We start from the raw sequence: 26409 nt of genomic DNA, 5'->3' as shown, positions 1-26409 counted from the left end.
CGCGGGCTGGATGTGGCCATCCACATCATGGAGGACCTGCTGCGGGCGGATCCGCTGAACGAGTCCATCATCTCCATGCTGGCTCCGCTGTATCTCGAGGACGGCCGTCGTGAAGAAGCCACCGCCATCTGGGAGAAAGCCGCGCGGGATGCCAGAGGCACCGCCGCTGGGCCACTCCTGGAGCGCTATGCCGAGGTGCTGGTGTCCCAGCGCAAGTTCAAGGAATTTACCGACGTGCAGATGCGCCTGCTGGAGAACGAGGCCGACGTGAAACGCCGGCGGGAGATCTTCCAGCGCGCGGTGGAGCGCCTCATGTGGGCGGACATCGTGCAGGGCACCCTGCCGGACGACCAGGTGCAGCTCCGCCTGAAGCTGCTGCTTTCCGCGCTGGAGGAACGTTCCCGCCGCGCCCCGTTTGACGGCTTCTGGCACGAGGCGCTGGCCGCCGTGTATGAGCGCCAGGGCGATGCCACCCGGGCGTTCGAGGAAATGAAGCACGCTTACTACACCGCCCCGGAGACACCCTTCTCCCTGGAGCAGCTGCGGGCGGCAGCGATGCGCGTGGGTGATATCAAGAGCGCCATTTACTTTCAGAAGCAGATTGCCGCCGCCGCCTCGGCCAAGTCCGGTGCCGAAGAGTGGCGCGAGCTGGTGGAGTTGCTGGAGCAGGACTTCCGCATGGTGGAGGCCGACCAGGCCCGCCGCCGTCTGGAGGCCAAGTTCTCGCAGGATTCCGCCGCGCTCGAAGAACTGGCCCGCTACTACGTGGAGACGGGGCAGGACGAAGCGGCCCGCCGTGTGCAGGAGCAGGTGGCCCGCGTCCGCTCCTGGGACGTGAAGAACCTGCTGCGTCTGGCCCTGCAGCAAAAGCAGCTGGGGGACAACAAGGCCGCCCAACGCACGTTGCGACAGGTGCTGGGCGCCGCCCCTCCTCCTGAGCCGAAAAAGACGGACAACGTGGCCGTGGAGCGCCTGCCCTGGCCCCTCATGGATGGCCGCAAAGGGGCTGCCACGGCACCCACCACCCTGCTCAGCGCTCTGGACAATGTCCCGGGTCTGGAGCAGCAGGAACGCGACCGCCTCCGTCAGTTCCTGACCATGCCCCGCAGCGAGTTTTCCGAGGTGCCGGATGACGTGAGCGCGATCCGGTTGCGGGCCGTGGAAGAACTGGCTCGCATGAATGCCGGCAAGTCGGGCTGGGCTCAACTGGCCCCGGGTGCCGTGCTCTCGGAGATGGAGAAGGCCTGGGCTCTGTTCTACATGGGCGACGGCCCCGGTTTCCGCGCCGTGCTCGCGCAGAAGTCCAGCAAGGCAGACTCGCTGGAGCTGCGCTTTCTCAAGGTCTGGATGGGACTGCGCTCCCACGGCATGGCCGACATGCTGGCGTGGGCCCGCCAGAAGGGTGTGGGCGAAGCAGCGATGCAGCAGCGCAAGGGCCTGCTCCAGGCAGCCACCCATCTGCTGGCAGAAGATGAGATGTTTGAGTTCACCCCCGGCGACCTCATCGCGCTCGGGAAATCGGGACTGCTGAGCAATATCGAACTCATCGACATCGCCCGGAAACTGGAGAGCCGGCAGCGTTACCCTCTGTCGATCGAATTGCGCCTGCTGGCGCTGGAACGGGATCCCACCCCGCAGCCGGTGGATGTCCTGTTCATCGCCAATCTGGCGGAAGTGATGGGCAGAACCGCTGCGCAAAAGCAGTACCTGCAGATGGCCTGGAGCATGCCGGTCAAGGCCGGCCCCCCTCAGGCATTTGACCCCTTCCTCTACAGCTTTGTCAGGCTGTTGCGCCTCTGCGAGACGCCGACAGAACGGGAACAACTGGTCCGCCAGAGCTGGGCGCGCCTGCGGGCGCTGCCGCCTTCAGGACAGGGGACCTTGCGGGAGACCATCGTGCTCGGCACCGTGGGCGCAGAGCAGGCGGCCGCCGCGGAGATGGCAGCCTACTTCAGCAATGGATTCCTGGCGGCCCAAGCCTTTGTGGAGCCCATGCTGGGTGGCCGGCTGCCCCCCGGCGCCCAAGCTCCCGGCCCAAGGATTGATGAAACCACCCATCTCCGGCACTACTGGGATGACCTGCGGGAATGGGGCGATCTCATCCGCCAGGAGGGCCTGGCGGGCCCGCTCGTGCAGGTGGAGCGCACGCTGGATCAACGCTTGGGCGGAGTACCGCTCGGACCGAAGTCCAACTATGAATTCGGCGTCTGGCGCAATCTCACGCTGGCACGCCGCATGAGACCGGTCAGCTACCCGGAGCGGGTGCGCATGCTCAAGGAGTTCCTTGAGGCGGATGACCAGGTGGACACCCTGCTGGAGCTGGGCCCGTTCCTTGAATCTCAGGGCTACGCGAGAGAATGCATGGAGGTGTATCGCCGCCTGCCCGAGCGCGCCCCGTCGAATGTGGAGTACTGCGAGCAGTACCTGCGGGTGGCGGAGAACTCCTGGGAATGTGAGGCCGCCATCCCCTTCATCGAGAAGCTGTTTGTCGCCGAGCCCCAGTTCAAGCCGCAGAACCTTGCCGAAGGGCTGCTGGAAGAGAAGCACGCCCGGTTCCTGGCTCGCCTGCATGATGTGACCCGTTTGCGGCTGCTCTCCTTCCGCGGCACCGCCAGCGTCAAGCCCATGCTGGGCCGAGTGCCGGATGAGGTGCCCTACCTGCGGGAGCTCGCCCAGTTGCTGGAACGGCTGAATGACAAGCCGGGCGCTCTCGCCGCCTGGGAACAGCTTTACAGTCTGTGGCCTCAGGACATGGATGCCGCCCTCCATGCCGCCACTATTCTGGCTGAGCAGGGCAACAAGACGCGGGCGCTGGAGCTGCTTCGCAAGGTGGACTACACCAACCTCTGGAACGACCCCATCCGGGAATCCCTCCTGCTACGGGTGAAGCTGGCCGCATCCACCGGGCTTTGGGACGAGGTCCGCCTCATGATGAACGTGGTCACCGGCACCGCCGGGGGCAAGAACGGCACCGTGCCCCACACACCCAGTGTGGTGGCCATCAGCAAGGTCCTCGTGGACCATGACCGCCGGAGTGAGGCCCAGAGCCTCCTGCTCCGGGCCGAGCGGGCTTCCAAAGACACGCTCGACCGCTTCCGCCTGCGGCTGACCCAGCTCAAACTGGCCGCCGAGGACCCCACCTGGACCCCTGCCCGCGATGTGGCCCGCATTCACAGCCTCCTGTTGCTGGAGAATCTGGAGCCCGAATCCATGAGCGAGTTTTCCACCTTCCTCACCAAGGAAGGCGCCGGCTCACGGGGGGGCGCCTGGGTGGAGGTGCTCAAGACCTGCCCCGCCCACGGGACCACACCCGCCGTGGCCTTCTGCAGCCTCGCCTCCCGACTCTCTGAGGCAGAGGTGCTGCCCAGACTGGTGCGCCCCTGGCAGGAAGCTTCCTCCAAGACAGCCCTGATCCAGCGGCTGGCGGTTCAGACGCTTCTGGCGCAGAACCGGCCTCTGTGGGCCCGGCAGGTGGCGCTCACCGGTGAGGGACGCGCCTTGGCCGATTCACCCGTCATGGTTGAGGTGTTCGCCGCCCTTCAGGACGAGCACAGCATGAAGGAACTCTTTGCCCGAGTGGTACGCATGGCCTTCCCGGGAGGGAGCGACACCCAAGCCTTTGCGGAAGCCTTTGCCAAGACGGGACAGACCGGGCTGGCAGAAGAGTTTTACGCGCTGGCGGTCGAACGCCTCCGCTCCAAAGGGGAATCCCTGCCCAAGGTGGTGCAGAGCTACGCCCAGTTCCTCATCCGGCAGCATCGGTACGAGGAGGCGGAATCGGTACTCTTGATTGAACATCAGGGCATGACGGAGGGTCTCCCCGCTCTCCTGCTGGACCTGTATCAGGGCTGGAACAAGCTTGACCGACTTCCCCAAGAGCTGGCAAAATTCCACCTCCCCGACGGGATCATCAGTGAAGTGCTCTTCCTGCGGCAGAGCCAGACCCCCCTTCCTCCTTCATGAAGCACCTTTCCCTTGCCCCCCTTTTCAGCTCGCTGCTGCTCTGCCTCCTACCCTGTGCCTGTGCCAGCAAAAGCCAAGGATCCCAAGCCGTGAGCAAGAAGGAGAAAATGGGCCAGACCATGTCGGAGCGCATGGGGAAATGGGACATGGGCAAGCGCAGCAACTTTGAAAAGAGTCTGGGTACGGCAGGCAGCAACAAGGGCTTCAAAACTTCAAACTTCCACCGGCAGAGCGACTTCCACACCGGCTCTTCCTTCTCTGGGGCGGACGACAAGTTCAACGCCAAGAGCTTTGGCCAGTCCCACAAAACCGCATACGACCGCAACAAGGTCTTCTCCGGAGCGGACGACAAGAGCAAGCTGGGCAACAGCACCTACAAGACCAACGAAAGCCGCTTCAGCCGGCAAGAAACCCGGGATGCAGGAAAGACCTCCTCCCTGGATGATGATGTCTTCCGCACGCACGACAACCGCATGGGCACCAAGGGCCTGGAAAACAGCAAGCGCCCCATCGTGGAGGACCGTGGCCCTGACTACTCAGAAGGCCAGATCCGCTCCCTCCTCAACAAAGGTTGATGAGGTGAGCAGCAAGTCGTTTGACGCACCGGGAGCCCCAAGGAATCATGGGCTCTGAACCTCATGCGTACCTTTGCCATCGGAGACATTCACGGCTGCCAGACTGCCCTTCAAGTGCTGGACGAGGAGCTAAAGTTTGGTTCCGACGATGTCATCGTCACGCTGGGCGACTACGTGGACCGCGGACCCGACTCCTGTGGGGTCATCGACCACCTCCTAGGGCTCTCCCAACGGGCCACCTTGGTGCCACTACGCGGGAACCATGAGGTGATGATGCTCAAGTCCCGCACTGACTGGAAGACACTGGATGCTTGGAAGGACTGTGGCGGGGCCGAGACCCTCGCCTCCTATGGCACCACGCTGCTGGAAGACGTGCCGGAACACCACTGGGCCTTTCTCGAAAGCACCCGCCCGTGGCATGAAACGGCCAAGGAGATCTTCGTCCACGCCAATCTCCGGGCTCACCTGCCCCTCGACCAACAGTCTGAGAACGTGATCTACTGGGAGCGTCTCATCATCTGCCATCCGCACATTTCTGGCCGGCGCATGATCTGCGGCCACACCCCGCAGCACGAAGGGGTGCCGCTCAACTTCGGCTACGCCGTGGGGATAGACACCTACGCCTACGGCACTGGCTGGCTCACCTGCCTGGACGTGGATTCCGAAGACGGCACCTACTGGCAGGCCAATCAGCTGGGCGAGTTCCGCACCGGAAAACTCATCCCGGTGAGCCGGATCGGCTCAGTCTGACGAAAGCAGTTCCAAGAAGGCCTTCATCGCGGGAGTAGTCGAACCACCGGCCGGGTGGGCAAACACGTGCGTGATCACGGGTGCCTCCCTGAGCCGCACCACCTCCACACTCCCACCCAGCACATGGGCCAGGCTTTCCGGGAGAAAGGCCACGCCTGAGCCCGCGGCCACCATCACCGCCACCGCCTGGGCCCGGGGGGATTCCAGCACAATCCGGGGGCGGAACCCTGCGGCGGAGCACAGTTCCCGCAACAGGCTGGCAAAGACCGGGGCTGCCTCACTGGAAACCGCGACAAACGGCTCCCGGGCAAATTCCTTGATGGAGATCGGTTTGCGGGAGGAGTTGGACCCACTTGGCCCCAATCGATGGCCGGATGGGACAAATGCCACCAGAGGCTCCTCCCGCCAGGGGACATGCTGCATGCCTGCCGGGCGGTCTTTCTCATCGGGCATGAGTCCGACGAAGCCCCCATCCAGCGTGCCCTGCATGATCCCCAGCCACTGCTCTGCCGGCGGCATGTCATGGAGCATGACCTGCACCTGAGGATGCAGCTGGCGAAAGCGCCGAAACGTCTCCACCAGCTTTTCACTCAAGACCGCACTGACAAATCCCAGACGCAGCCGGGCTGTCTCCCCCTGCACCTGCCGACGCACCGCCTCTCCCGCCCGGAGCAACTGCGGCAAGATCCCCTTCGTCTCATCCTGAAACACTGCCCCAGCTGCTGTCAGCGCCACCCCTTTCTGCGACCTCTCAAACAGCGGGGCGCCGATCTTCTCTTCCAGCACCCGGATGTGCCGGGAGAGCGGTGGCTGGGCCAGATGCAGCCGACGTGCCGCGCGCGTGAAGGAGAGCTCCTCCGCCACCGCCACGAAGCACTCCAGTTCGCGCAACGAGTAGTCCATATCAAAACGGTATCATACCACGACCAAAGCCGTCATTCCAATATGGCAACGCCAGGCCAGTTTCTACTCATCCACACCTCTGCTCTTCACCCCCTCCCTCATCACTCCTGACCCCTGCTGCCTTCCATGAATTCCCACACCATCAAAAAAGGCGCCCACCGCGCCCCGCACCGCAGCCTCCTCCGTGCCACGGGGGCCATTCAGAGCGAAGCCGACTGGGACAAGCCCTTCATCGCCATCGCCAATTCCTTTGTGCAGATCATCCCCGGTCACGCCCATCTGGACGTGGTGGGGCGCAAAGTGCGGGAAGCGGTGCGCGCTGCTGGCGGCGTGCCTTTTGAGTTCAACACCATCGGGGTGGATGACGGCATCGCCATGGGTCACGGCGGCATGAAGTACTCCCTCGCCTCCCGCGAGATCATCGCTGACAGCGTGGAGACGATGCTCCGCGCTCACTGCTTCGACGGCGTGGTGTGCATTCCCAACTGCGACAAGATTGTGCCAGGCATGCTCATGGCGGCGGCGCGCGTGGACATTCCCACCGTGTTCGTTTCCGGCGGCCCCATGAAGGCGGGGATCCAGCCCTCCACTGGCAAGGCCCTGAACCTGACCTCCGTGTTTGAAGCGGTGGGCGCCCTCTCCGCCGATCGCATCACGGAAGAGGAACTAACTGAGATCGAGCAGCATGCCTGCCCCACCTGCGGCTCCTGCTCTGGCATGTTTACCGCGAACTCCATGAACTGCCTCTCCGAGGCGCTCGGTCTGGCCCTGCCCGGCAACGGCTCCATCCTGGCCACCGACCCCGGACGCGACCGCCTCTTTGCCGAGGCAGGCCGCACCATCGTGGAGCTGGTAAAACACAACCTGCGCCCCTCCCATATTCTCACCCGTCAGGCATTTGAAAACGCCCTGGCGCTGGACATGGCCATGGGCGGATCTTCCAACACCGTGCTGCATACGCTGGCCATCGCCCGTGAAGCCGGGGTGCCGATCACCATGGCGGACTTCAACACCTTCAGCGATCGCGTGCCCCACCTCTGCAAGGTGGCCCCTTCCGGCATCCATCACATGGAGGACATCGACCGTGCCGGCGGTATTTCCGCGATCCTCAAAGCCCTGAGCCGCAAGCCTGGGGTGCTGCATCTCAATGCCCTGACCGTGACCGGTCGCACCCTGGGGCAGACCATCGCCGATGCCGAAGTGAAAGATGCCGAGGTGATTCGTCCCATTGAAAACGCCTACTCGGAACGGGGCGGACTGGCGGTGCTCTTTGGCAACCTGGCCCCTAACGGCAGCGTGGTGAAAGCAGCCGGCGTGTCCCCTGCCATGATGAAGTTCACCGGCCCGGCTGTGATCTTTGAATCCCAAGACGAGGCCAACCAAGGCATCCTCACCGGCAAGGTGAAATCTGGCGATGTGGTGGTGATCCGCTACGAAGGACCTCGCGGCGGTCCGGGCATGCAGGAGATGCTCGCCCCCACCGCCGCCATTGCCGGTCGCGGCCTGGGCGACTCCGTAGCTCTCATCACGGATGGCCGTTTCTCTGGTGCCACCCGCGGCGGTTCCATTGGTCACGTTTCCCCAGAAGCCGCCGCTGGCGGCCCCATCGCCCTGGTGGAACCGGGAGATCTCATTGAGATCGACATCCCCGCCCGCAGCATGAACCTCCTGGTGGATGAGGCCACGCTCGCCGAACGCCGCGCCAACTGGCAGCCGCCTCAACCGAAAGTGGCTGCGAGAGGCTATTTGGCCAGGTATGCCAAGCTAGTGAACAGCGCGGACACGGGTGCGGTGCTGGAGTAGAAACGCAGATGGGCGCGGCACTGGCCGGTTCAAGGAAAGTGGAAGAGCCGGCGGCAGGATTCTTCAGCCTGCCTCAGCTCCCAACAGGTTTCAGCGCATCCCCTCTGCCGCCGACCTCCCAAAGCCGGTGTAGTTGACGACGTGAGGAGACACTAATTTCCCGGTCTGCAATGATGCGGCTGGAACCTAGACCAAGGATCCAACGAACACTTCAGGGCAGGCGAAAGCGGGGCGTTTGGTGGGCGGACGTCTGTGTAGCGAGATCTAAGTCACAGAAGCTTCAGCTGATGTCTCCTCACGTCGTCAGCTACGATCGGTGTTGGGCCTTCCTCAGCAGAAGGAAACGCGCTGGAGCTACTGTGGCTTGAGGCAAGCTGAGGAGTCGCCGCCTCCCCTTCAGCCCATCACTCAACCCTCTGTGCCCTCTGCGCCCTCTGCGCCTCTGTGGTTAATCCTGAAACTCATCATCTCACTCCCCTTTCGCCCCCGCCTTCTTCTTCACTTTCCTGCTTCCGCTTCCATTTCCACCTGCGCTCCCACTCCCGCCCGCCATCAGTTCCTCGATCTCCTCCACCTCAATCGGCATCGTTGGCATGAGGTCCGTGTTCCCTCTGGCGGTGATGACGACATCGTTCTCGATGCGCACGCCGATGCCTTCCTCGCGGATGTAGATCCCGGGCTCCACGGTCAGCACCATGCCCGGGGAGAGCTTCTGCCACATGTTGCCCACGTCGTGCACATCCAGCCCCAGATGATGGCTGGTGCCGTGCATGAAGTACTTCTTGTACGCCGGGCGGCTGGGATCGCGGTCCCGGGCGGTCTTCACGTCCGAACGGGTCAGCAGTTTGAGCTTGATGAGCTCCTCCTCCACAAACGCGCCGACCTCCTCCTGATAGGCCTTGATCTGCACGCCCGGTTTCAGGAGCTTGCGCGCGTGCTTGTGGGTGCGGAGCACGGCGTTGTACACGTCCCGCTGGCGGGGAGTGTACCGGCCGTTCACCGGAATGGTCCGGGTGAGATCGGCGTGGTAGTTTCCTAACTTCGCGCCGAAGTCCAGCAGCAGGAGATCCCCGTCATGGCAGCGGGCGTTGTTGATGATGTAGTGCAGGACACAGGCGTTCTTCCCGCTGCCAACGATGGGGCTGAAGGCGTGCCCCTGGGCGCCGTGGCGGATGAACTCGTGGATCATCTCCGCCTCCACCTCGTACTCCATGACCCCGGGCTTCACAAAACCCAGGATGCGACGGAAGGCAGACTCGGTGACGGCGATGGCCTCCTTCAGTGCGGTGACCTCGGCCGGGGCCTTGATGATCCGCAGCTCGTGCATGAGCGGGGCCAGACGCTCATAGCGGTGCAGAGGAAACTCCTGCTGACAGCGCGTGATGAAACGACGCTCCCGGGTCTCCACCTCCACGGTGGCACGCAAGGATTCATTCGTATTCAGGAAAACCTGCTTGGCCTGGCACATGGCCATGCGGAAGAAGCGGTCAAACTGGTCAAGCCAGTGGATGGAGCCCGCGGCCACCCCGCTGGCGGCAGACGCCTGGTCCTTGGTCAGCCGTTCCCCTTCCCATACCGCGATCATCTCGCTGGTCTCGCGAAGAAAGATCATCTCCCGCATGGAGGGATCCGGCGCATCCGGGAAGAGCATGAGGATGGTCTCTTCCTGGTCCACCCCGCTGAGGTAGTAGAGATCACTGCTCTGGACGAAGCCCAGGGTGCCGTCCGCGTTGGTGGGATACACGTCATTGGCATGCAGGATGACCAATGAACCCGGCGGCAGGGATTTGTAGAGACGCTTGCGGGATGCGGCAAAAACTGTCGGGGGCATGGGACGGTAGCGCATGGCGGGGAAGGAAGACTCAAATGACAAACTTCAAACAACAAACTTCAACCATCGCAATGAGGCGATGCTGGAATACGGAGTTCAAAGGGATGTCGGGCGCAGCAACGCTGGGACGCGATTTACCATGCGGGCGGTCCCCTGCCGCACGTGCGCTGTGACCGTCTCCGTGGTGGAGCTATCGTCCGGCCACGGTGGCTGTGGAAAAGCCGGGCAGCATCTGCTCTTCGCCGCCGCGACAAGCATGCCGGATCTGGCTGAGGATGGGATTGTGCACGGCTGCCGGTACCGCATCGGTGCTGACCGCTGGCTGGCCCGCACCTTCCAGAAGACGCGTCACGGCTTTGGCACCGGACTGATAACCTGCCTCCAAGAGCAGGGACCGGACCTTGCCCGGCAGCAGGCCAGGATGCGGGGTCTCGGTGACCACCTCGATCACGCGCTTGCCCGACTCCCGGGCCTGACGCATGCGCATCTGGTGCAGAGTGCCGTTGATGGTGTCGTGAGAAGCGGCGAAACCGGTGGCCACGGAGGGCCAGCGCGGGACACACTCCGTGCCACGGACGTGCTCAATCCGGTGCAGCACAATGGTGTGGATCTCAGGATCCTCCAGCCAGTGATCAAAAGGGATCTCCAGGGCCACGCCACCGTCGCACCAGCGCATGCCATCGATGACCTGATTGCAGAAGAGCCCGGGCACGGCGCAGCTCGCCATCACCCACTGGGCGATGTCGCCCTCCTCCACGAGCACGCACTCGCGGCGGGTCAGGTTGGTCACGGCCAGTTGCACGCGCGGATGGGTGCACTCCTCCAGCCGTTGCTTGGGCAGATGTTTGCGGAGGAACTGGACAAAATTGTGCCCGGAAAGGATGCCCGAGCAGACCAGCGTGCTCACCACGCCAGGAAACCGCAGCGGTGCCGCCCAGTCCAGAAAGGCCCGCCGCAGCCCACGCTGCATGACAAACGCCTCCAGATCCGCCCCCTGCAGCCCGACCCCACAGAGCGCTGCCGCCACCGCTCCGGCCGAGGTGCCGGACATGTGCGAGGGGAAAATGCCCTGGTCATGCAAGGCCCGCATGAAGGCCGTGTGCGAATAAAAGCCGAAGAACGAAGACCCCAGTGCGACTGCCAGCCCCTTGGAGGCCGGAGGTTGCAGTGGGGAGGTAGTGGGCATCGAGCTCATGATTCGGGACGGAAGTGGGCCGGTAGAATGCGCGGAAGAAAGGTCTTTTCAAGGCGGGAGTCGCGGGAGCCCCCGTTGCCCATGCATGTTCAATGCCAAAGATCTGTGACACGCCCCCGTCCACCCTGAAACGGAACCGGGGACGGAACTGGTCGTTCCGTCCCCGGCAGGGTGACTGAGAGGGATGGATTGCTCCCGGGCAACTAGCGCACTGGCTCCACCTTGAGCGTGTGCTTCACAGGGGCCACCTTGGTGCGCACCTGGGCGTCCAGCTTTTCCTGCTTGGCCAGCATCTTCTGCTTCAGGGTCGAGATCGCGGCGGCGAACTCGGCGTCCGTCTTGATGTCCTCCGCGAAGTTGCGGAAGTTGGTGATCATGCCCTTGATCATGGGGGTTTCATACCCCTGCTTGGCCCCGAGGGCACTCAGCAGGCCCTGGAAGGCTGCGTCGAACGGGGTCTTGGCGAACTCCGCCGGAAGGTTGATCCCGGCCGTGAGTTGCTCCTTGGTGAATTCCTTGGACTCCGTGCCCCAGGTGACCTTGGCCTTGGGGGCGTCCAGGTTCTTCACCTTCAAGATCAGGCGGTTCAGATCCTGGTTGAAGCTGGTGTAAGGGAGAATGCTGCGGGTGCTGCCGGAGCCGACGGCATTGGTATCGAAGCAGAACGGCCAGGTGGCGCTCTCCAGCTCCACGGTGCCGTCCTTGCCGCCCAGCACCTTGTGCCCGCCGATGGCGGAGCCAGTACCCTTGAGATCCACCGTGATCTCGCCGATGTCACCGCTCACGCCGAGACCTTTCAAGAAGGACTGGGCCATGAGGAGATGGCCGTTGGAGTTGGGGTGCACGCCATCACGACCACAGACGTCGTACTCATCACCCAGACCTGCTTTGGCCTTGGCCATGACGCTCACCATGTTGTCATGCACGTTGGCAAAGGAGTACTTGGACTCCAGAGCCAGCTTCTGATCAATGTCCCGCAGGTGGGCAAGGTTGTCATTGTACTGGGCCGGGGTGGCACCCGCGCGGACGAAGTACTTCGTATCCACGGCACCGGGAGAGCCCACGACCACGTTCTTCACGCCCAGCTCCTGGAGCTTGGCCAGCACGAGCCGCATGTTCTTCTCATAGTCCGCCCCGATGGCATCGGCGAAGGGTACGTAGCGCCCATCATTCATGCCGTAGCAAAGGGTGGCGACGGTCGGATTGAAGGCGGTCAAGTCATTGATGGCGCGTTGCGCAAATCCGCCAGCGGTTTCCCCACCCCAACCGAACTGGAAGACCTTGATGTCCTGGCGACCGAGACAGGCCAGGAGGTACGCCTCGATGTAACGGGAGTACAGCTTCTGCTCCGTGATGGAGTCTCCAATGATGGCCACGCGGGCATTGGGAGGAAGCTGGGAGACTGCGGCAGGCTCACGGGCGGAGAGCACCGGAGCCAGACCCACGAGGAGCAGCGGCAGGGCGAGGAAACGAAGATTCAGTTTCATGTGAGAGGTGAGAAGGTCAAAACGAGCACGATCCACGGCCCAATTCGCCGGAGGCACACAAACGCCCGCCAACCGCGACCTCGTTCACGATCAGACGTTTTTTCATCTTCAAGTTGCCCGACGGCGACATGAAGGACCTCGCTCAGGGTTATTTCCGCGCCAGCTGTCCCTCGATCCACCAGCGTCCGCCCTGAAACTGCAGACGGTAGGCATCAGACGCGATCTTCCGCCCTTCAACGACCACTGCCACCTCGACCTCTGCCGTGGTGTCGGACTGGGAGCGGGTGATGAAAGTGGGCTCAGCATCTGGTGGTGCCTCTGCCCCATTCCCCCACCCCACGCTGCCCCCTGCGAAGCAGCGCTCTGGCTGGAGCCAGTAGTCCTCGGCTACCAGTGAGGCCTCCTGCATGAGCAGCGTCATCTGGGCCAGGCCATTGATCTTGCCCGCGTCCGCCATGGCCTTGAACTTCAGCGCCTGCTCACGCATGGCCCCCACATAGGCGGCCACCGTCTGCTCGGGAGTGAGGATGTCTTCTGCCACGGGAGCAGCCTAGCGGGTTCGCCCCGACAGAAAAACTGAATTCTCCATGCAGGTCTGGGGCTTGAAAGTTTACCCCGGAAATCCCGTGTTGTACCCCGCATGAAGAAACTTTTGCTCGTTCGCGTTAGGCAAACGGTTTTCACAACTCACTCTCAGTGTTCAACGTTGATAATGATATCGTTTCCATCAACCTCTATTCGCGCTTCTCGACCACTAGGTTCCCTGAGGACTACATTCACACGTGCGAGATTGCTTTGTGTCTTGGCGAATCCAAATTGGGAAAACCACTCCTCACACTGCTGCATCATTGCGGGATCATATTTGGGGACATGAATCAGCAAAATGTTTGCGCTCTTGCCAGTCGGTTCGCCTGGAGAGTAAAAATAGTGTTTTTCGCCCGGTATGAGGTCAGGAGGGAACGCCCTTACAGCACGACTTCTTAGCAGCAGTTCACCCATGAGTGTTCCGCGATGCAACTCAACTGTGGAGTCAACGATAAACATCGCGTAGGCAAACAACGCGACGCACGCAATTCCCGCAATGAGCAGTAGTGCGCCAAGAATTTGAAGGAGCCGTTTCACAGTCAAAAAAGAAAGAGCATCCTTTTCATCGACCTGCTTCATCAGTTTCTCGCTTCCAGTCATCCCAACTCGTTCCCTTGACGGCATCCTGTATAGTGTCCAACTGTGTAGGCCACGGCCCATGCCGCCCTTCGCATGGCGCGCACGCGTGGTAAATGGGCTTAAAGGTGTGGTTTTTTCCTAGTTGTCCGTCTACGCCGTAAGTATCGTCCCAAAGCTCCAAGGACTTGTCTTTACCAATCGCGCGACACATGAGGCGAATCGTCAATTGGGACATGCCCTGCACTGTGCGATAGAAGCCGATTAGGTTCGATGGCAAATCCTCCTCCGAGAAGCCGGAACTCTGCCCCATCCTTGATTGCGAACCTTCGAAACGGACCGAGACATCTTTCCAAATTGACAGGGCTGCGGACTTTTTTCCACTCTCGTCAAGGCCATTGCTCACGAAATACATTCCTCCCCCGAACGGCACTCGAATCCCCAACCCGCCTTGACTTTGCACTGCCCATACGGAAAATCCATCCCTACCTCGTGAGCGGACAGCATGTGGTCTCAGACCGTCGTGATTGACTTGCTTCCAAAGTTCTCGCGCATTGTCTGGCCCCGCATGGCTCCAGTCAATCCAACCGCATGCGCACGTATACTCCAATCGACGCGTGAGGATGTCGGCTCGCCCGGACAATCCATTGACGTCAACGTCGTTTATCGGATTGTTTGCCACAAAACCGTAGAGGTTCAGTCCTCCTTGTTCCTCAATTGGATCGCGAGAGAGCCATGTGCCAGTGGCTGGGTTGTAGTATGCCAAGAGGTCTTGCCCAACCAAGAGGAATCCAAGCAGCACGGCAAAGCGGAGGCAGGAAAAGATGACATTCATGAATTTAAATGATCCGGGTTGCAGAGGAGTCTATCGAGGAAATCTTCCGGAGACTGGAGTGTTCCGACGGAAAGCAGGATTTTGTGCAGGAGGTGCGAACATGCGTCGTTGGCTCTGTGCATTGAAGGCTTCTACCTCTCCGATATTTGAAAGAGGGGCGTCGTCGAAGCGAGGCCCCGAGGGGACTTGCATCGCAGGAAATATTCCCATCGCACCACCATACTGGTTGCAGGCAATAGCCAGTCCCGCTCCATAATCGGGATGTCCTGGGTGCAGCAAATTCGCCTGCGCATGGGCAATCAGAGCCTCAATGCTTCTCCGGTGAAATTGCAGCACCTGACCACGCAGGGCGAAGAACGCGGCCAGTTCCTCGCGCGGTGAAAGTGAACGCAAATACCAGCCTTGTTTTACTTCCTCATCAGAAATGGGAAAGGGCCACTTCTGATAGTGGGCATCAGGGTAGCAAGTGATGCCATTCGTGCATTCAAAGTTGCGCCGGGTCTTGCCATCATCCCACCGTAGGAAAAGATGCCCTTTGGCGGGGACCAGCTTCAAAGGGTAGCCAAGCTTTCGTCCTACAGCGACAAGCAGCACCGGCATGGAAGTACAAGTGCCCATCCGATGTTCTCCGAGCAACCCTGAGAGAAAAACATCGTCGGCTTGTTCATAGAAGGACTGGTCTTGCAGGCTTTCAGCAGTTGCGGCTGCGATTTTCTTTGGATTGTAGCGCAGGCTGAAATCCTGCCCCAGAACCGTATTGAGCATCACGATGCGATAGAATTCCTCGGAGTTCTCAAACCCGGCCGGATCGGAAGTGAACTGGTGGAAATTTCTTGCCGTCTCGGAACGAACTGCTTGGACCATCTGTTCGAGGTTCTTCAAACCGTCTTGAAGAGTGACTGCACCATGTCCGGGCAGCCCTTCCGCACACAGCAAGTTCATCAAGGCGATGTCCACACCCGCCAGTTCGCTTTCGGATAGTTCAGCAAGCCGTCCCATAGTGAGAGGTGGCCCGCTTCCATTTGTGTTCACCGCGACAACGGGAGGAACAGCCTTGGGGGACTTTTTGTCTGCGGCAATCCAAAAGGCAATTCCAATACCGAGCACCATCCCTCCCAGGAAAATTCCGGCAGTCCAAAGCGGGGGAGACTTCGCGGTGGAAGCAGCAGGCGATGAAGGAACGCCTCCCGCAGACTCTGCAGCCTTGCGGTTTGTTCGTTCTAAAGCGCGGCGTTCGCGACGAGCGTCTCCCATCACGAGCACTAGGCAACGAAATCACCTAACGGCAATAGAAAAAAATGTAGCTCGCATGAATTCAAAACCATGCTTCGGCAGCTTGCGCCAGCCCTCACTACGCGCCACTGTTACGCTTGCGGCTCGCCAGTTTCACAACCTGATGAAAAGCTAGACTGCGGTTGGGTTGCCCCACATAGGCGGCCACCGTCTGCTCGGGAGTGAGGATGTCTTCTGCCACAGGAGCAGCCTAGCGGGTTCGCCCCGGCAGAAAAACTGAATTCTCCATGCAGGGCTGCGGCTTGAAAGTTTACCCCGGAAATCCCGTGTTGTCCCCCGCATGAAGAAGCTGTTGCTCACCGCTGTCCTGGCCGTCACCACGGCATTCGCCGCCGACGCCCCCTCCCTCTACGACATCCCCGTCAAAGACATCGAGGGCAAAGATACCACCCTGAAACCCCTCGCCGGAAAGGTGCTGCTGATCGTCAATGTGGCCTCCCAGTGCGGAAACACGCCGCAGTATCAGGGCCTGCAGGATCTGTACAAGAAGTACGGTGACAAGGGCCTGGTGGTGCTGGGCTTCCCCTGCAACGACTTCGGCGCCCAGGAGCCTGGCTCGAATGCGGAGATCAAGGAATTCTGCTCCACCAACTACAAGGTGACCTTCCCCATGTACGACAAGGTCCATGTCAAAGGCCCGGAGCAGCACCCCCTCTTCACGGCGCTGACCGGCCCGCAGGGAGCTTTCCCCGGGAATGTGAAGTGGAACTTTGGCAAATTCCTCATTGGCCGCGATGGCAAACCCATCCAGCGCATTGAGCCCGGCACGGAACCCGATGATCCGGCCGTGGTGGCAGCGATCGAGAAGGCGTTGGGCGAGAAGGGCTAAGCGTGACCCGCGGAGAGGTGGGCCCGCAGGCCTAACAGTTGGCCCTACCTCTTCGCTCCTAACCCTTACCTTGTGACGCTGGTCATTCCCCCTTCCCATCCCGCCGCTCCTATGATAAACCAGCGGCCATGATTAAGTCTTTCATTCAGGCCGCCGCGCTCTGCCTTGTCGCTTCTACCCTTGCCAGCTGTGCCCTCGCCCAGATGCCCGCACGCATGCTCCAGGCCGTGGGCCGTACTTTGAAAATGGCCGACAACCAGAACGCCCCTGTCTCCACGCCAATCCGTCTGCAGCAGCGTGAGATCGAGGATAACCGCGTGCCCGCCAATCTGAACCCTGTCCCCGCCGAAGCTCCCGTGCAGTCCCGCGTGGCAGACGGTGCCTCCAAGACCACGGCAGAGAACCCCTCCTGATCCGGGATCCAGAGTCTGTCTCCCGCTGGCTCTTGTGGATAACTAACAACTTTCCGGCTGCTCTGCCTCAGGGCAGCCGGCGATCATCCGGCCAGCCCCCCACCTGCTCCTGGGACTGCAAGGTCTTGCGAAAGAGCATGCCTTCGACGTCCTGAACCACGCGCAGGTCCACGGCGTCACGATCCGGACCTGCACCTGCGGAGCCAATCACAGACTGCCAGACGGTGGAGATGGGTTCAGGCTTCACGGGCACCGGTGCGGCAAAGAGACGCCGTGTGACGGCACCCTCCGGCAAGGGCACGCGCAAAATCACGCCTGCTGGCCCTGCGGACGACGGCCCCGACCCGACTACTCCTGTCTCCTCGTCGTCAGATTCCGGAGCGTTGTCCCGTGCCTTTGGCCGGGTGACCAGATCTGCCCGGGACGACGTCTTGGTGCGCCAGTGCAGGTGGGGACCTTTGATCGAGAAAGCTGGCAGCCGAATGCCAGCCACCAGACGGGGCACCTCGGCCACCCGCACCTCATTGCCCGCCACGCCTGCCTTCATGCCGGGGGTGTGCCCATGTCGTGTGAAGGCCTCGATGGGACTGCGCGATGCGCGGGACGAGAGATAGAGATTATTCAGGAACTGGAATTCGAATTTCTTCCCTTCTCCGGTGCCGGAGCCCTTCTCCACACCGGTGGAGTAGCGGGAGCCACTGCGCCCGTAGTCGAAGATCACGTTGTTCACCGCTTCCATCTGCACGGTGTAGCGGTCCTTGGGCCGGAGATCGTTGCACTCAAACTGCGGCCCTCGCATGACGAACCGGGCAAAGAGACAGTGGTGGATGCTCAGAGTGCTGGCACTCGCGTTCACCCCGAAGGCGTGGTCATCCCCATACGGATGCAGTTCCTTGCGCCCCAGCGGCTCACTCAGGATGCACCACTGCACGGTCACGTTGCGACAGCGGGTGATGCCGATGAGCTCGTCACAGCTCCAGGAGAGCGAGCAATGATCGATGAGCACCTGGTTGGTGTTCTTGAGCGTCACGCAATCCAGGCCGTTGGAGCCCTTGGGCCGCTCCCGTTTTTCCGCCTTGTTCCGGCGCAGTACGTTCTCGTCCCCCAGGCGGATCCGGAGATGCCGCAGGATGATTTCCTCGACGCCCTCGAACTCCAGGCTGCCGCCACGGATGGTGATGCCGCCGTCAGGAGCATCGGTGCCATCCACCGTGAGGAAGGAATCCTTCACCTCGATGCGGTCTTTCAGCGTGATGGTGCCGCCGACGCTGAACTTCACCACGCGCGGTCCCTTCTGCCGGAGCGCCCAGCGCAAGGTGCCCTTCGCCGGCTTTTTGACATCGTCATCCAGACGGGTCACCAGCAGCACCCGCCCGCCCGAGCCGCCTTCTGTGGCAGCTCCGAAGCCCAACGGCTTGCCGCCAGCAGCACGGAGAGGGACTACGGCCAGGGCTGAACTGGCGACCGCCAGCACGAGACCGAGGCACAAGCACACCGGGCCCAGACGGGAGCATGAGGCAGTAGGCATAGGGCGGAGCGGTCAAACCGCCTGGCTAAACGTTAAGTTGGAATGCGGACGATGCCCCTCAAGAGAATGCAAAATCTACCGCTCTCCAATGCAAAAACGATCCTCACCCGGCGACCGGCGCAAGAACATCAACATTTGCTCCACCCGGCGGGTCGCCTGTCCCATCCCAGCCGGGGGTGATCTAAAAACGCGTGCTTACTGCGGGCTGGCCGGAGAGTAGGCGGGATCCACCTCGTCCTCAGCGCTCTTTTTGCCACCCACGAACGGGATCCACTTGAGCGGCTTGGCGAGGGTCTTGCCCACGGCTCCTGCGGCATTGCCCACCTTGCCAGCGCTACGGCCCATCTTGTTCACCACGCTGTTTTGCTTCTTCACCTGCTCCTGCTGGGCGGCGATCTCAGGATTGGGCTCTGAGGGTGGCGGCACCACGACGCGGGACACAGGACGCCAAGTGTTGGAGAAGGGGTCGAATTCCTGCGCGCCCACCGGGGCGGATTGGGAGACGGAAGACTTGGAGCCAAACATGGAGCAGGCGCTGAGACCGGCGACTAGAGCCAGGCAGGCTGCGGAGTGGGCGAGACGGGACAGATTCATCGGCGCGGAAGCTAGCGAAGGTTTTGCCGTACACAAGTGACTTGCTACGGCCAGCAAAGACGGGCAAGACGTAGCCCTCTGGCGGATTGGCCCTGTTCCCAGCCATGTTGGACCGATGATTGACTCCCTGCACCCGGCTCTCGCTGCCTGGTTCACCGGGCGTTTTGGCAAGCCCACCCACGCGCAGGAGGTCACACTGCCGCATGTGCTGGCGGGTCAGTCAGTGTTGCTAACCTCCCCCACGGGCAGTGGGAAGACGCTGGCGGGATTCCTCGGGGTGCTGGACGGCCTGCTGCACCGCCTGGACAAGGGGCAGCTCCCCCATCAGACCCTGGCCATCTACATCTCGCCCCTGCGGGCGCTGACGTATGACATGCAAAAGAATCTCTCGGAGCCCTTGCGGGAACTGGGGCTGGCCCGGGACATCCGCATCGGGCTGCGCAATGGAGACACCCCAGCCTCGGAGCGGGCGAAGTTCCGCAAGCAACCGCCCCACATCCTGCTGACGACCCCGGAGAGTCTGGCCATCCTGCTGCCCCAGGAAGGTTACCGGGAGATTCTCAGCGGCTGCCGCCATGTCATCGTGGATGAACTGCACGCGCTGGCGGAGAACAAGCGCGGCTCTCATCTCAGTCTGACGCTGGAGCGGCTGGAAAAAATGGTGACCGCCCCACCAACGGAGGCGGATGCAGAGCCAGCCCCGGCCGGGCTGGTGCGCATTGGCCTGAGCGCCACGGCGGCTCCCCTGGATGAGCTGGCAAGATTCCTCTGCGGAACCCATCGCGACTGCGCCATCGTGCAGGGCCGGGTGGAGCGAAGACGTCGCGTGGAGGTGCTTTCTCCCCTGCGTCGGGAGCCCTACCCTCCTGCGGGATGGACGGCCCAGCGGGTGATGAAGGATCTGGCGCGGCTGGTCGAGCAGAAGCGAAGCACCATCATCTTTTGCAACACTCGCAGCGGGGCGGAGAGCATGTCCCTCCGACTCAAGCAGGCGCTGCCAGAACTGGCCTCAGTCATCGAGACCCATCACTCCTCCCTCGACCGGGACCTGCGCCTGGAGGTGGAAGACCGACTCAAGGCGGGCGAACTGCGGGCCGTGGTGTGCTCGACCAGCCTGGAGCTGGGCATCGACATCGGAGCCGTGGATTGCGCCGTGATGATCTCCACGCCCAAGGGCGTCAGCCGGGCCATCCAGCGGATCGGACGAAGCGGGCACAACATCCATGAGGAAAGCCATGGCGTGCTCGTCGCCACGAACGTGAACGACCTCATGGAGTGCGTGGTGTGTGCCGACATGACCCGCCGCACCCAGCTGGATGCCATCCGCGTGCTGCAGAAGCCTTACGATGTACTGGCCCAGCATCTGGTCGGCATGGCCATGCAAAAGGGCTACACCCGCGACACGGCGTACACGACGGTGCTCCAGGCCTGGCCCTACCATGAGCTCAGCCGTGCGGAGTTTGACCGGGTGCTGCAGTATGTGATGGGTGGCGGCAAAAGCCTGGAGGAGAACTATCGCGAGGTCTTTGGCAAGATTGTCGAAGATCAACAGGGCCTGCTGGTGACGCCGAACCGCAAGGTGGAGCGGGACTACCTGGTGAACGTCGGCACCATCGCGAGCGAGGGAGCCGTGCGCGTGTACCTGGGCAGCCGCAGGCTCGGGGAGGTGGAGGAGAGTTTCGTGAAGAACCTCAAGTACGGCGACATCTTCGTGCTGGCCGGGCGCACGGTGAGGCTGGTGGAGACCGGGGTCATGGAAATTACCGTCGAGGCCGCCGACGGCCGTCTGCCCACTGTCCCCAGCTGGAACGCCAACAAGATGCCGCTCGCCAGCGGTCTCGCCCAGGAGGTGACGCGGCTGCGCACCCGCCTCGCGGCCCGGCTGGAGGCGAACGAGCCGCCCGCGGAAACGTCCGACTGGCTCGTGGAGGACTACCTCATCAGCAGCGTGAATGCGGACGCTATTGTGAAGCACTGCCGCAACCAATGCCGCTTCTCCGCCATTCCCACCGATTCACTGTTTCTCATCGAACTCTATCGCGAGCCCGAAGATGATGGGGAGGATTTCCGCGAACCGGAGCCCAGCCTCATGCCTCCCAAACGCGGCGCGGGCCGGGCCATGCGGAAGCCGGATCCAGAGCGCTGTCACTTCTTCTTCCACTCCCTCATCGGCCGGTCCGCCAATGATGCACTCTCCCGCATCATCGCCCACCGGGTGAAGGAGGCCGTGGGCGGCAATGCCCTGGTGACGATCGACGACTACGGGTTCCTCCTTTCCGTCCGTCAATTTCAGGACCTGGGTCTGGAGGAATGGCGCGATCTGTTTCATGCCGAGAACCTGGAGGCAGACCTGCGCAGCGCCCTGGCGGAGAGCCAGCTCGTGAAATGGCAGTTCCGGGGCGTGGCCCAGACCGGCCTGATGGTGCCGCGCAACCTGCCGGGGGCGGAGAGACGTCTGAAACAACTCCGCTGGAGCGGAGAAATTTTGTTCCAGGTGCTGAGTAAACACGAACCGGACCACCCACTGCTGGAGCAGTCGATCCGGGAGGCCACTCATGTGTTCCTCGACCTGCCGCGGGCCGCCCGCTTTCTCCAGGAAGCCCATCAGATGCAGTGGCAGCTCATCGAGGTGCCCGTGGTGACGCCCTTCTCGTTCGGCATCTATGCCAGCAAGATCAAGGAAAGCATGCTCCTGGAGGATCCGGAGGAGGCCATCGAGAGGCTCTGGAAAAAGTTTGAGAAGGCCGACCACCGGCATGAAGAGCCCCTGGAATAGGACGCCCCCAAACCGGCCCCTTCCCGCCACGGCTCGCCCATCGTCGCGCCAGCGTCTTGGAGTGCGTGCGGCTCGACGCCGCTTTCGCACCCCTTGTGATAGGATCGAACCCAAACACAGCAGCAGGGCACTTGACCCAGCTCAGCCAACCCCCAACCTCAATCCACTCTGACCAGTGCCGACTCCTCCTTGATATAGATCAGCAGTCCGCCATTGAGCTCCGTCACGACGCCGCGCGCCCGCACTTTCGCGCCCTGTAGAGACTCAAGCCGGGATTTAGGAAATATTGAATCCGTCTCCGCCGTTCGGAAAGCCAGTGAGATGGTTTCTCCGGGTTTCCTGGCAAAGTTCAAGTAGCGGGTTTTCCCCGACTTGCTCTCTCCCACGCTCACGATCACGCCCTCCACCTCCACCGGCTGGTTGAGGCTCGCCCGCAACTGTTCCAGGGCATGGGGATCCAGTGGCGCACCCGTTGCCACCATGGCTGGCGGAGGAGAAGGGGCGACAGGAGCTGGCGCTGTTGTTTCCTGCATCGCCACCGGCGGGCTGGCGGGCATCTGATCCGCCACCGCGATCATGCTGGCGACAGGTTCCGGTGGGGAGGTTGCCTCTGGCGTCTGCGTCTGCTCCGGAGCAGACTCGCCCGAGCCGGAAGCGGCCACTACTTTGACGGGACGATTCGAGGCTGGCGCAGGCTGGTACTTTTTCTTCGACTCCTGAAAGTGCCAGTACCCGAATGCTGCCGCGGAAAGCAGGAGGCAGCAGATCACGGATACCGTGATCGACGTGGCATGACCTGCGGAAGGGGTCTCTTCTGGCTGGGGCAGGCGCACCGGCTGGATCACGGGACGGATCACTTGCGGGTTCGCGGAAACGGAAGACTTGGGCAGAGGGCGGGCCGGGGGTTGCAGGGCCAGCTTGAACAGCGCCAGGGCCTGCGCCGCGCTGTCCGGTCGGTCTTCAGGCAGGCGGCTCATGAGCCTGAGCACCCAATCGACCACCGCGGTCGGCAGATCCGGCCGCCACTCGGCCAGCGGCCCGGGGGTATGCGTCAGGTGAGCGGCCATCACCCCGGCAGCACTGTCAGCCGTGAAGGGATAGTTGCCAGTGAGGGCGTGGTAGAAGGAACATCCCAGCGAGTAGAGATCCGTGCGCTGGTCAAGGGTGCCGCGTTCGAACTGCTCGGGAGCCATGAAATAAACCGTGCCCATCACGCTCCCCTCCACGTCTGTGGTCTGCGTGGTGGGGGCGGGGCAGTACTTGGCGATGCCGAAGTCCAGCAGCTTGAACCGCATCTCACAGGTGGGCAGCCATACCAGCATGATGTTGGAGGGCTTCAAATCCCGGTGGAGCATGCCGCGGGCATGCGCGGCGCCCAGACCGCCCAGGGTGTCCTGCACCAGGGTGGTGAACTCCTCCAGGGGAAGCGGCGCGCCCTCCACCACCTGTTCCAGCGTCTGGCCTTCCAGATACTCCATGACCACATACGGCCCGTCTTCATCCGTGCCGATGTCATGGATCGTCACGATGTTGGGATGCTGCAGGGCTGACAAGGACAGGGCCTCCTGTCGCAGCTGACCTGCATCTTCATGCGTTTCACTGGCACCTGCAGGACGCATCAACCGTTTGATGGCCACCGGACGCTGGAGCTGTAGATCCGTGGCTTTGTACACCACCCCCGACCCGCCCTGACCGAGCTGTTCCAGGAGCTCATAGCGTGAAGTGACAGCAGTCATGGCGGGAAGGGATGGGTGATGGTGATGGTTTGATCGTGAACTTAAACTACGGCAAGACGCTCCTGACGGCGACGGCGGCGCTGGATCAGCATGAGGCCACCGCCCAGAAGCAGCAGTACCATGCGGCCCGGCTCCGGCACCGCCGAAAGAGTGATGCGCCCGTCCGTGCCCAGCGTGTTGATCCACTCATAGCCAGCGATCTCCGGAAGCGTGATCGTGCTGTAGTTCACGGTGCGGTTGGCCTGCTGCACCGTGCCCCAGTCAATGAGCTGCCAGAAGGAACCGTTGGCCCAAGGCTGGGTGCCAAAATTGAGGTCCGCATTGTTGATCACCAGGGTGCCGGACAAATTGACGGACGTGGTGCCACTGCCGAAGGCCAGCTTGTCCGATGACCCCGCCTCGCCGCCGTTGCTGCCGGAGAACAGATCAAACTCCATGGTGCCGGAGCTGGTCAGGTTGCCAGAGATGGTCATGACCCGCGCCGTGGTGTCCCCCGTGCTCCCGATCTTAAGACGGCCATCGGAGTTGATCGTCACCGCACCCGTGAGCGTGCCCCGCCCCTGGAGAGTCGGCGTCGTGCCACCGGAGGCATTGCCATCCCCCACCGTGACATTGCCAGTGAAGAGGTTGTTGATTTCTGTGGTGACGGACTGGGCGAGAGTGACGGCATAGGTGTTGGTGCTCCAGTTGCCGTTTAGGATCAGCTTGCCCGTGCCGCCAAGAGTGATGCCTGTCACGGTTCCCGTACCAGAGTCCGCCGCCCTGTCACCGCTGAGAGTGGTCGTATTCATGGTGTTCAACTCCAGTTGCCCCGTGGTGCCTGTACCACGGAAGAAGCCCACCGTACCGTTGATCTCCATGTTGCTACCGTCAAAATTTGCCGCCGCACCTGCACGCCCCCCAATGCTGAGGCTGTTGGCCAACGCATTCTCTCCCGTCAAATCCGTCACTGCATGCAGGGTGCCGTAGTTGAACCGAAACTGAGCGGTGGTGCCCAGGCCGTTCTTATGTCCAATCTTGAGTGTGCCGCCATTGGTGGGAGCGGCAGCTGAAGAGCCCAACTGGAAACCAAGGGAGAGTCCTGCGTTGTCTCCAGTAGCTTCCAGCGTACCAGCGCCGGCCTTGATGATCCGGCTTCCTGTCAGGGTGCCTTGCAAGGCCAGCACAGCTGCCGCGTTGCTCACGGTGATGGTGCGATCAACAGCCCCGAGGAGGAGGTTGTTCTGAATGGTTGCCGTCCCTGTCTGGTTGGCCGTGATGTTGGCCGCGATGGCGTCATTGCCCTTCAGAGTGGCATTGCCTGAGAAGGTGACTGCGCCCAAGTCGTTGGTGGCACCTTGAAGATCGACCGTGCCGGAATTGGAGAAGGTCATCGCGGTGAAAGTGGCTCCTCCATTCACCGTCAGAGTTTTCCCGTCAGCCACATCAAGCCCGCCACTGCCGGCGAGCTCTCTGGCGGCGTCCAGACTGATGTCCTCCGTAGTGGCAAGTGTACCCCCTCCGAAAACAATCTTGTTGCTGACATCCCCGAGATTTTCTTCGGTACTGATCTGAAGCACCCCACCATTGATGCCAATATCACCAATCAAGGTGGAAGAGTTGTCACCACCCAGCACCAGCTTGCCCAGACCAGCTTTGGTGAGGCCGCTGAATCCCGAAATGATGCTGTTGATTGTCGCAGTGTGGCCTGCGGTAGCGACTGAGATTGTCGGCGAACCCGATGATCCGACAAGCCCCAGTGCGCCACCTTCGAGAACATAGCCATCGGATGCAAACTTAAGATTGTGATCGTGTTCAATCACCCCAGCTGAATCATCCAGTGCTATCGTTCCTGCTGTACCACCAAAAACCAATTCCTTCGTCGGATCAAACGCCGCCGGCGTTCCGGTACCAACGTCGTTGTTCCAGTTGAGGCTGGACGGAGTCCAAACACCACTTCCGCCAACACCTGCCGAGGCTCCATTGCTGTCCCAGTAGTTGACAACCGAAACTGTGGCCACGTCCCACTTCAGCGACAGATCCTTGATACCAAACATACCGTCAGTACCGCCGTCATTTGAATCCAACCACCGAATAGTGATGGACTGTCCGACTCCGAGGTTGAGCCCGAGAATGTCCACATCAAATGCAGCGGTCTTGGGAGTTGTGAACACGGTCGATGTACCATTCCCGTCATTGAATGGCCCCAAACGGAGAGTTAGTGCACTGACATCCACCGCGGGTCCTGAAGCCACGGACGCCGTCAACGCCTCATTGAGGTTGCTGCTGTTGTCCTTGAAGACAATGAGGCTCCCCTCAAAGGTCAGCGAATTGAGGATGGACCCCGTATTATTGGTAATGGTCAGCGAAAACCCCGGGGTTGCAAAGCTGCCGGATGCCACAGACGCGACTGCATTCTGGCTCCCGATCCCATAAGAGCCGCCAGCTTGTGAAGAACTGATCGAACCAGTATGATTTGCGATGGGGTTGCTCCCAAGTGTGAAGTCTGTGTACAGAACAGAGTGTGTTCCGGCATCGCCAACTGTCAATGATACCGCGGAGGCCACAGTGCCCGTCAGGATGACCGACAAAGCCACAAGTCCACTGACTAACAGGGACTTCTGGATGTGACCCACCTTTCTTGGCGTGCTATTTCGATCTGCGGATCTTCTTGATCGGCACATTTCTTTGTCAGAGGAGTAAACAAACTTGTCCATGTGTGGAGGGCTTTGGGGATGGATGAGCGCATAGCTAGTTC

Annotated in this window: 20 protein-coding genes; 7 read left to right on the top strand and 13 right to left on the bottom strand. The window is 61.7% G+C overall.

All coding sequences use genetic code 11. From position 1 onward, the window contains the following. The 3 genes from BV106_RS06775 to BV106_RS06765 form a co-directional block, all read left to right on the top strand. Positions 1-3963 (top strand): hypothetical protein (locus tag BV106_RS06775; RefSeq protein ID WP_038162402.1); only part of this gene is annotated, 3963 nt, incomplete at its 5' end. After that, positions 3960-4538, top strand: coding sequence for a hypothetical protein (locus BV106_RS06770; RefSeq protein ID WP_038162400.1), 579 nt, complete (start codon positions 3960-3962; stop codon positions 4536-4538). The genes BV106_RS06775 and BV106_RS06770, both read left to right, overlap by 4 nt. Positions 4539-4601: 63 nt before the next feature. Further along, positions 4602-5288, top strand: coding sequence for a metallophosphoesterase family protein (locus BV106_RS06765; RefSeq protein ID WP_038162396.1), 687 nt, complete (start codon positions 4602-4604; stop codon positions 5286-5288). On the opposite strand, the gene BV106_RS06760 is transcribed toward BV106_RS06765, so the two are convergent. Continuing rightward, positions 5280-6191, bottom strand: a complete 912-nt coding sequence (locus tag BV106_RS06760; protein WP_038162393.1) for a LysR substrate-binding domain-containing protein — start codon at positions 6189-6191, stop codon at positions 5280-5282. The genes BV106_RS06765 and BV106_RS06760 overlap by 9 nt on opposite strands. Before the next feature lie 126 nt (positions 6192-6317). Here BV106_RS06760 and ilvD point away from each other — a divergent pair, with 126 nt between their 5' ends. Next, on the top strand, positions 6318-7994 hold the full coding sequence (ilvD, locus tag BV106_RS06755) for a dihydroxy-acid dehydratase (protein WP_038162390.1): 1677 nt from the start codon (positions 6318-6320) through the stop codon (positions 7992-7994). 469 nt (positions 7995-8463) lie between these two features. On the opposite strand, the gene BV106_RS06750 is transcribed toward ilvD, so the two are convergent. From BV106_RS06750 to BV106_RS38145, 8 genes are all read right to left on the bottom strand, one after another. Continuing rightward, entirely contained in the window at positions 8464-9840 is a 1377-nt protein-coding gene (locus tag BV106_RS06750; RefSeq protein ID WP_038162387.1) for an aminopeptidase P family protein, read from the bottom strand. A 175-nt stretch (positions 9841-10015) separates the two neighbouring features. Continuing rightward, the gene (locus BV106_RS06745; RefSeq protein WP_038162384.1) at positions 10016-11020 is read right to left on the bottom strand and encodes a patatin-like phospholipase family protein; all 1005 of its coding nucleotides are present in this window, start codon (positions 11018-11020) and stop codon (positions 10016-10018) included. Between the two features lie 203 nt (positions 11021-11223). After that, on the bottom strand, positions 11224-12507 hold the full coding sequence (locus tag BV106_RS06740) for an SGNH/GDSL hydrolase family protein (RefSeq protein ID WP_051945277.1): 1284 nt from the start codon (positions 12505-12507) through the stop codon (positions 11224-11226). A gap of 148 nt (positions 12508-12655) precedes the next feature. Then, positions 12656-13048: a hypothetical protein gene (locus BV106_RS06735; protein ID WP_038162381.1), complete on the bottom strand. Its 393-nt coding sequence runs from the start codon at positions 13046-13048 to the stop codon at positions 12656-12658. 152 nt (positions 13049-13200) lie between these two features. Continuing rightward, the gene (locus tag BV106_RS06730) at positions 13201-13671 is read right to left on the bottom strand and encodes a hypothetical protein (RefSeq protein WP_038162378.1); all 471 of its coding nucleotides are present in this window, start codon (positions 13669-13671) and stop codon (positions 13201-13203) included. Then, positions 13655-14503, bottom strand: a complete 849-nt coding sequence (locus BV106_RS06725) for an RHS repeat-associated core domain-containing protein (protein ID WP_038162376.1) — start codon at positions 14501-14503, stop codon at positions 13655-13657. Before BV106_RS06725 ends, BV106_RS06730 begins: the two co-directional genes overlap by 17 nt. Before the next feature lie 30 nt (positions 14504-14533). Then, positions 14534-15760, bottom strand: a complete 1227-nt coding sequence (locus tag BV106_RS06720; RefSeq protein ID WP_265595402.1) for a hypothetical protein — start codon at positions 15758-15760, stop codon at positions 14534-14536. A gap of 94 nt (positions 15761-15854) precedes the next feature. Next, on the bottom strand, positions 15855-15977 hold the full coding sequence (locus tag BV106_RS38145; protein WP_265595401.1) for a hypothetical protein: 123 nt from the start codon (positions 15975-15977) through the stop codon (positions 15855-15857). Between the two features lie 99 nt (positions 15978-16076). Between BV106_RS38145 and BV106_RS06715 the strand changes: the two genes are divergently transcribed. Then, positions 16077-16625 carry a glutathione peroxidase gene (locus BV106_RS06715; RefSeq protein WP_265595400.1) on the top strand — a complete coding sequence of 183 codons (549 nt, stop codon included), beginning with the start codon at positions 16077-16079 and terminating at the stop codon, positions 16623-16625. Positions 16626-16753: 128 nt separating this feature from the next. Next, positions 16754-17038, top strand: coding sequence for a hypothetical protein (locus BV106_RS06710; RefSeq protein ID WP_038162372.1), 285 nt, complete (start codon positions 16754-16756; stop codon positions 17036-17038). Between the two features lie 67 nt (positions 17039-17105). Here the strand turns inward: BV106_RS06710 and BV106_RS06705 are convergent, their stop codons facing one another. Then, positions 17106-18566, bottom strand: coding sequence for a hypothetical protein (locus BV106_RS06705; protein ID WP_038162369.1), 1461 nt, complete (start codon positions 18564-18566; stop codon positions 17106-17108). A 195-nt stretch (positions 18567-18761) separates the two neighbouring features. Then, positions 18762-19160: a hypothetical protein gene (locus BV106_RS06700; RefSeq protein ID WP_038162366.1), complete on the bottom strand. Its 399-nt coding sequence runs from the start codon at positions 19158-19160 to the stop codon at positions 18762-18764. 115 nt (positions 19161-19275) lie between these two features. Between BV106_RS06700 and BV106_RS06695 the strand changes: the two genes are divergently transcribed. Further along, a complete protein-coding gene (locus BV106_RS06695) occupies positions 19276-21936 on the top strand; it encodes a DEAD/DEAH box helicase (RefSeq protein ID WP_038162364.1) in 2661 nt (886 codons plus the stop codon). Positions 21937-22094: 158 nt separating this feature from the next. Here BV106_RS06695 and BV106_RS35165 read toward each other — a convergent pair whose 3' ends face one another. Further along, positions 22095-23672 (bottom strand): serine/threonine-protein kinase, encoded by a 1578-nt coding sequence (locus tag BV106_RS35165; RefSeq protein WP_051945276.1) that lies wholly within the window; start codon positions 23670-23672, stop codon positions 22095-22097. Positions 23673-23713: 41 nt separating this feature from the next. Then, entirely contained in the window at positions 23714-26053 is a 2340-nt protein-coding gene (locus BV106_RS06685) for a PEP-CTERM sorting domain-containing protein (RefSeq protein ID WP_038162362.1), read from the bottom strand. Between the last annotated feature and the right edge of the window lie 356 nt (positions 26054-26409).

Source organism: Verrucomicrobium sp. BvORR106 (assembly GCF_000739655.1).
Classification (GTDB): domain Bacteria; phylum Verrucomicrobiota; class Verrucomicrobiia; order Verrucomicrobiales; family Verrucomicrobiaceae; genus Verrucomicrobium.
Note: the sequence above shows the minus strand (reverse complement) of the source record. Positions and strands in the feature narration are given on the sequence as shown.

Excerpts from the sequence above, each read along its gene's own strand:
- BV106_RS06725 (WP_038162376.1), bottom strand. The coding sequence starts at position 14,503 with ATGAATGTCATCTTTTCCTGCCTCCGCTTTGCCGTGCTGCTTGGATTC.
- BV106_RS06760 (WP_038162393.1), bottom strand. The coding sequence starts at position 6,191 with ATGGACTACTCGTTGCGCGAACTGGAGTGCTTCGTGGCGGTGGCGGAG.
- BV106_RS06750 (WP_038162387.1), bottom strand. The coding sequence starts at position 9,840 with ATGCGCTACCGTCCCATGCCCCCGACAGTTTTTGCCGCATCCCGCAAG.
- BV106_RS06730 (WP_038162378.1), bottom strand. The coding sequence starts at position 13,671 with ATGAAGCAGGTCGATGAAAAGGATGCTCTTTCTTTTTTGACTGTGAAA.
- BV106_RS06740 (WP_051945277.1), bottom strand. The coding sequence starts at position 12,507 with ATGAAACTGAATCTTCGTTTCCTCGCCCTGCCGCTGCTCCTCGTGGGT.
- BV106_RS06745 (WP_038162384.1), bottom strand. The coding sequence starts at position 11,020 with ATGAGCTCGATGCCCACTACCTCCCCACTGCAACCTCCGGCCTCCAAG.
- BV106_RS06715 (WP_265595400.1), top strand. The coding sequence starts at position 16,077 with ATGAAGAAGCTGTTGCTCACCGCTGTCCTGGCCGTCACCACGGCATTC.
- BV106_RS06705 (WP_038162369.1), bottom strand. The coding sequence starts at position 18,566 with ATGCCTACTGCCTCATGCTCCCGTCTGGGCCCGGTGTGCTTGTGCCTC.
- BV106_RS06765 (WP_038162396.1), top strand. The coding sequence starts at position 4,602 with ATGCGTACCTTTGCCATCGGAGACATTCACGGCTGCCAGACTGCCCTT.
- BV106_RS06710 (WP_038162372.1), top strand. The coding sequence starts at position 16,754 with ATGATTAAGTCTTTCATTCAGGCCGCCGCGCTCTGCCTTGTCGCTTCT.
- BV106_RS06700 (WP_038162366.1), bottom strand. The coding sequence starts at position 19,160 with ATGAATCTGTCCCGTCTCGCCCACTCCGCAGCCTGCCTGGCTCTAGTC.
- BV106_RS06770 (WP_038162400.1), top strand. The coding sequence starts at position 3,960 with ATGAAGCACCTTTCCCTTGCCCCCCTTTTCAGCTCGCTGCTGCTCTGC.
- BV106_RS06695 (WP_038162364.1), top strand. The coding sequence starts at position 19,276 with ATGATTGACTCCCTGCACCCGGCTCTCGCTGCCTGGTTCACCGGGCGT.
- ilvD (WP_038162390.1), top strand. The coding sequence starts at position 6,318 with ATGAATTCCCACACCATCAAAAAAGGCGCCCACCGCGCCCCGCACCGC.
- BV106_RS35165 (WP_051945276.1), bottom strand. The coding sequence starts at position 23,672 with ATGACTGCTGTCACTTCACGCTATGAGCTCCTGGAACAGCTCGGTCAG.